Here is a 6,784-nt window from a genome sequence, read left to right as displayed (position 1 = left end):
AACAACCATCAGTCCTTCTGGCAGTTCATCCGAAATCGTGAAGTTTTCCACGATACTCTCACGTACCGTATTCCGAGCCATGATCGTATAGACGACTGTGTCTCCAACATGATACTCTTCTTTGTCTTCTTCTAGGTTCTCGGATGATTTATCAGAATCTAGTTTTGGCTCTCGTGGATAGACGAGTACTTCTTCACTTGGGTAATCAGGGTCAATATTATCTCCATCGACTGTTGCGATGTTTTCAATATCTTCTCCAGCCTGTCCTTCACCGACGATCACTTCAAACGTGATTTGGTGCCACTCAGTGTCCTTGACATCTCCGAATTCTACAAAGATGTCCCCGTCTATTACTTGGCCTGCATCATCGTCTTCTTCATCTGTAACGGTTTCACCATTAACGGTCAAGCTTCCTTCTACATACTCTAATCCGTCCGGAATGGTATCCCGAATCGTTAGATTTTGAATCAAACTGTCCTCAATGGTATTTCGAGTCTGGATCGTATAGACGAGAGTATCTCCCACTTCGGGATTCTCTACATCGGTGTTGCCTTCGCCTTTTTCACTGATTTGATACGTCTTTTCTGATTCTATTTCTGGATCCTTCGGATCTACGGTAATTTTATGTTTTGGCTTTTCTGGGTCCTCGATGTTATCACCGTCCACCGTTGCCTCATTCTCAATTTCGTTTCCTACTTGTCCAGATTCGATCACCGCATGGAACGTAACGGTGCGCCATTCTGTATCGGTTACTTCACCAAAGTTTGCCGTAATCACACCATCTTCATATTCCACCGTTCCTTCGTGACTCAGTTCAAAACTGTCTTCGACAACCATCAGTCCTTCTGGCAGTTCATCCGAAATCGTGAAGTTTTCCACGACACTCTCACGTACCGTATTCCGTGCCATGATCGTATAGACGACTGTGTCTCCAACATGATACTCTTCTTTGTCTTCTTCTAGGTTCTCGGACGATTTATCAGAATCTAGTTTTGGCTCTCGTGGATAGACGAGTACTTCTTCACTTGGGTAATCGGGGTCAATATTATCTCCATCTACCGTTGCGATGTTTTCAATATCTTCTCCAGCCTGTCCTTCACCGATGATCACTTCAAACGTGATTTGGTGCCACTCAGTGTCCTTGACATCTCCGAATTCTACAAAGATGTCCCGTCTATTACTTGGCCTGCATCACCGTCTTCTTCATCTGTAACGGTTTCACCATTAACGGTCAGGCTTCCTTCCACATACTCTAATCCGTCCGGAATGGTATCCCGAATCGTTAGATTTTGAATAAGACTGTCTTCAATGATATTTCGAGTGCGAATCGTATAAAGGAGAGCATCTCCTACCTCTGGGTTTTCTATATCGTTGTTCCCTTCTACTTTTGCAAGCAATTCAGCCGATTTCTCGGATTCTATTACCGGACTTTGATAGGTAAGTGGATTGGTTACCTCATTGGAATCTGCTTGTTCTCTTTCATTGATTAATAAATTGTCATACTCTACTATTGCTTTGTTGACAACTTCTTCAATGGTATCATCCACTAACGCTTTTACTTTAAACTGAACCGTAATTCCATTTGGTAAATCATTGATGTTCGGTAAGTCACCTAACTCTACAATGACTTTTTCTCCGTCAAACTGGCCTGCGTCATCATCGGCTACATCTGTTAAGTCTCCTGCATTCGGACCGTCAATAATTTTTAACGAACCTGGCACATACTCCGTACCTTCTGGAATCACATCTTCTAACACGGTATTCGCAGCAATGTCTCCACTGTTGTTCTTAACTGTTATTTCATACGTTAATTCTTGTCCTGCGAATACTTCTCCTTCTGGTGAAACCGTTTTTTGTGCGACAACACATGGCTCCGTTCCTAGGAAGATGTCGTCTAAGAAGTTTCCAGCTTCTTCTCTTCCATTGGCAGCATCAACAGATTCAAAGGCAAAGCGCGTTAACTGCTGACCAGCTGGAACGGTATAAGTACCCGTATAATAAGTCCATTCTTCATTTCCAGAGCTCATTCTTTCAATTATTTCTAAATCTTCAATAGGGATAGCAGGTGAACCAATTTAACGTGCATCGTGTCGATACCTGAATCTCCTCTATGAGCTAATCGCCAATAAATAACTTGTCCTGGCGTAGTCTCAACATCCTGGTACAATATGGACACTTCTTGAGCATTCAATTCCGCAAATTGATTCCCATGAGCACGAGAAATATCTACAAAACCGTTTTCATATCTTTCTATTTGGATTAGTTTATCAGATGCTGTTGTTTTCCACCCTGGAACATCATCTTCATGAAATAATGAATAGACACCATAAGGAGCGGTAGGGTCCGGGAAAGGTCTGTCATTAATTGGTTCCTCAAAACTTCCATTAATTAATGCCACTGGTCTTGCACAAGCGTCGATTTCTGTTCTTTCAACAATGTCATTCGAAACTTCGTTTGATTGTGTCGACTGATCTTCATCCGTTTGCAAGTTTCGATACTTAATGTCGGCTTGGTTCACGACCGTTTCACCCAAATGGCTTGATAATGTTTTTACTTTAAATTGTACTGTAACTCCATCAGGTAAATCAGTTGTCATTGGCAAGTTCCCAAGATTGATGATGACTTTTTCACCGTCGAAATGTCCAGCATCGTCAGCGTCCTCATCGGTTAGAACACCGGCGTTAGGGCCTGTTACGATCCTCATCGATTCTGGAACATACTCTGTACCCTCTGGAATTACATCTTCAAAGACTGTCTCAGCAGCAATGTGCTCCCCGACATTTTTAATCGTCACATTATAAGTGAGAATATCACCGTCGAACACTTCTCCCTCAGGGGATACCGTTTTCTCGGCTTCCACTACGGGGCCATCTCGCGGATAAACCTCAACGACCTCGCTAGGTTCCTTCGGTTCATTAACATTATTGCCGTTAACTAAAGCAATGTTTTCTATATCTTTTCCTGCTTGTCCAGGTGACACGATGACGTCAAATTCAAGTGTATGCCAGTCTGTATCTGTTACATCACCAAACTGACCGACCACTTGACCATCAACATAATGACCTTTGTCGTCATCCTCATCATCAGTTACTGCTTGTCCGTCTACTTTCAATGTCCCTGGTACGTATCCCAATCCTTCTTGGATTGTGTCAGAGATCACCAAGCTTTGCACTAAACTATCGGCCACGATATTACGTGCTTGAATGGTATAACGTAGAGTATCCCCTACTTCAGCATGCCCATCGTCCGTGTTCCCTTCGCCTTTCCACACCAATTCCACTGATTTTTCAGCTTCTAGCTCCGGTGGCAGCGGGTCGAAAAGCGGATAAATGCGCGATGCTAAGTCGTACGACGGGTGGAATCGACCTTCACCGGCTATAGTGGATGACCCTAGAAAAGTCGTTTGCAAGGTTTCTGGATTTAGTAAATAATAATCAGCTCTTTGTCCACCACCAGTGTCAGGATTAGGGCCCGGGCCACTTGATAACAAAATTTGACTGTTAGGTAAAAAGCTAAGGCCTCTCACTCCTCCTTGTAAGGCTCGCCCATCTGCACTGGTAATCGGAACTTGACGTAACACTTCCCCAGACTTAGAGTCCATCTGAATGATGGATCCAGCGGTGTTGTTAGAAAACCATATATAACCATTCCCATCAATAATCAAGTCCCCTCCAGCATCGTTGCTAGGGTACCCATTGATCGGAATCGCTTCCTTTTCCCCTGTTACCAAATTATATGAGCCAAGGAGCAGTTGACCATTTCGTATATAAGTATGATAATAACGTTCGCCGTCTTGAGAAATGACCCCGGTTGCAGCTGGACCATCTAGATTTGCGACATGCTCGGCTTCTCCATTTGGATTTATTCGGTATAGCCATGAGGGATTTCAGGTGAGCTACCATAGGCATAAAACACATTTTCAGTCGTGGATAGCTAATCCATTATGGATGTTTACACTTCCTGGAATCCCTGTAATAAACACAATTGCTTTAGGATCTGCTCTGAAATTGTTTCCATCAAATTGGCGAATTTGAGGGAAAGATCTATCCAATAAATTATTAGAAATTCCGTACGAATCTACATCGTTAATTTCCAGAACATTACTTGCTTCAACATTATTTACTTCGAAAGAGGTATCTTCTACCGTTTCCTTGGTTGCTTCTTCAGTAACTTCATCCTTTTCTGATTCTAGATTAGATGGGGTCACTGTTACAGAATTAGTTTCCATTACAGAATTGCCATTAAAAGAAACTTCAGCAACGTTATCAATCTCTTCACCGACAACTACATCCTCTTTCACTTGAACTGTTATATGCAATTGAACTTCCTTACCCGCAAGCTCCTCGAGCTGCTCTCTGGTCAATTCAAGGGATACATTCTGTTCATCTACCTCTACTTGATATGTATCTGCCACTTCCCCGTTGATGTAGGTAGATGTCTCCTGAATGGCTAATCGGATATCTAACTCGTCTGAGATAATCATAGATTCATAGCTTGATACATCCTCAGGCATTTCAACAGAGATATTATAGGAATAATCCTCCCTATTAGTACCTCTTTACTCTCTTCACCTTCCACATCTTTAGTCACAATTAGATTTTTCATGCCTGTATCTTCTGCAATCGCTATCATAGGAATAGTTGCTAATGCCTCACTACAGACGATGAGTATGGTCATCAATAGAATGAAGGATCTTCGTAATGTCAACTTCATTTTCCTATTAATGAACCGTTTAGGTGCAGGTCCCATATTTCCCCTCCTAACTTCAATAATTTGAATGTTAAATGGATTTCCGGTATAAAAACCCATTCAATTTGTTTCAATATGGATCCAACTTAACATGATCATTACATACTGTATAAAATGATTATTTTGTTTAGCTCAAAGCCCCCTTTCTTACTGGATCGTATTTTAAGTACCTCATGTAAAACGACCACCCCCTTTCAATTAGAATAAAGGCAGATATTAGTAACATTAAAATAGTACTCGGTCATCTTCACGGCAATACGTTTTATCCTTTTCAAGCAAGATAATTGGAGATTTTTAATATTATTGAAATAATAAAGTCATTTAGTAATATAATGAATATAGTAAATACAGTCCGATTTTAGTAGCTAGGACGGCATATCCAATATCATATATATAATATGGATTGAATTACTAATTCTAATTGTTTTTTCTGATTATGTATTTTATCGGATAAAATCATTCGACTTTATATAGTACTTTTCGGCTGTATTTTCAGACAAATTCCGAATAAACTTTATAGTTCTAATCAACTAATCTTGAAACTAACACCCAAAAATACCCATATTACTATATGGGTGACAGGGGGAGTTTTCCTGTTTTTACTTACCGACAAAAAGACCTTTCCCTAAATCAAGGGAAAGGTCTTTTTCATGGTATTATTCTACACTTAGCTTTTTCCTTCTCCAATACCATATGCCAGCTCCAGCCAACATTAATATTAAGCCTGTTAGGAAGAGATTAAAGTTGTTCGTTGCTGTATTTGGTAATGTCTCTTCTGGTTGCTTTGATTCATCACCTTTTACTTCCGGCGTATCTGGTTGTAGTTTTTCTTCAGGCTTTGGTTCTGGTTGCTTATCCTCTGGTTCCTTTGGTGGAGGTGTTTGGTCTTTTTCCACCGTGATCGACTCAGTTGGAGTTTTCGGTGATTCCACATTGTCAGCCTCAACGGTTGCCACGTTTTCAATCGTGTTTCCTGATTGATCCATTTCAATCGTTGCTTGGAACGTCACCGTACGCCATTCGGTATCTGTCACATCACCAAAACTTGCGGTAATCACACCATCTTCATACTCGCCTGTTCCTCCGTTATTTACTTCAAGACTTCCTTCCACAAAACTAATTCCATCTGGAAGGACATCAGAAATAATAAGATTTTCAGCGACACTTTCACGAACCGTATTGCGTGCTCTAATTGTGTAGACAACCATATCCCCTACGTCATACTTCGCTTTGTTTTCCTCTAGGTTTACAGCTGTCTTTTCTGATTCGATTTTCGGTTCACGTGGATATATGAGAACCACTTCGCTTGGTTGATCGGTCTCACTGATATTGTCTCCATCTACTGTTGCGATGTTTTCAATATCTTGACTCGCCTGACCTTCACCAACTATCACTTGAAATGCGACTGTATGCCAGTCGGTATCTCTGACATCTCCAAACTGTCCAACGATTTCGCCATTGACATAATGTCCGGAATCGTCATCCTCTTCATCTGTGACACCTTCGCCATCAACCGTTAATGTGCCTGGCACATACTCAAGGCCTTCTGGTAACTCGTCACGTATAATCAGGTTTTTCACTAAGCTATCTTCCACTGTATTACGAGCTTGGATCGTATACAGTAATGTGTCGCCTACTTCTGCATTCTCTACATCTGTATTCCCTTCAGCCTTTTCCACTAACTCGGCTGCTTTCTCCGATTCTAGCTTCGGTTCCTTTGGATCTACTGTGATTTTATGTTCTGGAGTTCCTGGGTCCTCGATATTGTCGCCACTAATAGTAGCTACATTTTCAATCTCGTTCCCTACTTGACCAGATTCGATGACTGCTTGGAACGTAACTGTACGCCATTCCGTATCCGTTACTTCGCCAAAGCTTCCGACAATCTTGCCATCTTCATACTTGGCTGTTCCACCATCACTCACTTCTAGACTTCCTTCTACATAGCTTAGTCCTTCTGGTAGCTCATCTAGAATCACAAAGTTTTCAACGACACTTTCACGGACCGTATTACGTGCTCGAATCGTATAAACGA

At 41.5% G+C, this 6,784-nt stretch carries 6 protein-coding genes; all 6 read right to left on the bottom strand.

The window, feature by feature from the left end; genetic code table 11:
- The coding region (locus tag JCM19034_RS20360; protein ID WP_156324086.1) for an isopeptide-forming domain-containing fimbrial protein at nucleotides 1–1,110 on the bottom strand (1,110 nt) is incomplete at its 3' end.
- Between the two features lie 47 nt (nucleotides 1,111–1,157).
- Nucleotides 1,158–2,027, bottom strand: a complete 870-nt coding sequence (locus JCM19034_RS20355; RefSeq protein ID WP_062052603.1) for a DUF11 domain-containing protein — start codon at nucleotides 2,025–2,027, stop codon at nucleotides 1,158–1,160.
- A gap of 14 nt (nucleotides 2,028–2,041) precedes the next feature.
- Nucleotides 2,042–3,664: an isopeptide-forming domain-containing fimbrial protein gene (locus JCM19034_RS20350; RefSeq protein WP_156324085.1), complete on the bottom strand. Its 1,623-nt coding sequence runs from the start codon at nucleotides 3,662–3,664 to the stop codon at nucleotides 2,042–2,044.
- 255 nt (nucleotides 3,665–3,919) lie between these two features.
- The gene (locus tag JCM19034_RS20345; RefSeq protein WP_062052601.1) at nucleotides 3,920–4,513 is read right to left on the bottom strand and encodes an isopeptide-forming domain-containing fimbrial protein; all 594 of its coding nucleotides are present in this window, start codon (nucleotides 4,511–4,513) and stop codon (nucleotides 3,920–3,922) included.
- On the bottom strand, nucleotides 4,480–4,749 hold the full coding sequence (locus JCM19034_RS20340) for a hypothetical protein (protein ID WP_062052600.1): 270 nt from the start codon (nucleotides 4,747–4,749) through the stop codon (nucleotides 4,480–4,482). The genes JCM19034_RS20345 and JCM19034_RS20340 overlap by 34 nt, the downstream gene beginning before the upstream one ends.
- Nucleotides 4,750–5,405: 656 nt before the next feature.
- Nucleotides 5,406–6,784, bottom strand: a 1,379-nt coding sequence (locus tag JCM19034_RS20335) for an isopeptide-forming domain-containing fimbrial protein (RefSeq protein ID WP_156324084.1), incomplete at its 5' end; no start/stop codon positions are given.

It is taken from the genome of Bacillus sp. JCM 19034, assembly GCF_001310635.1.
In the GTDB taxonomy this organism is placed as follows: Bacteria; Bacillota; Bacilli; order Bacillales; family Bacillaceae_D; genus Halalkalibacter.
The sequence above is the reverse complement of the archived record's forward strand: the minus strand, read 5'-3'. Positions and strand labels throughout refer to the sequence as shown.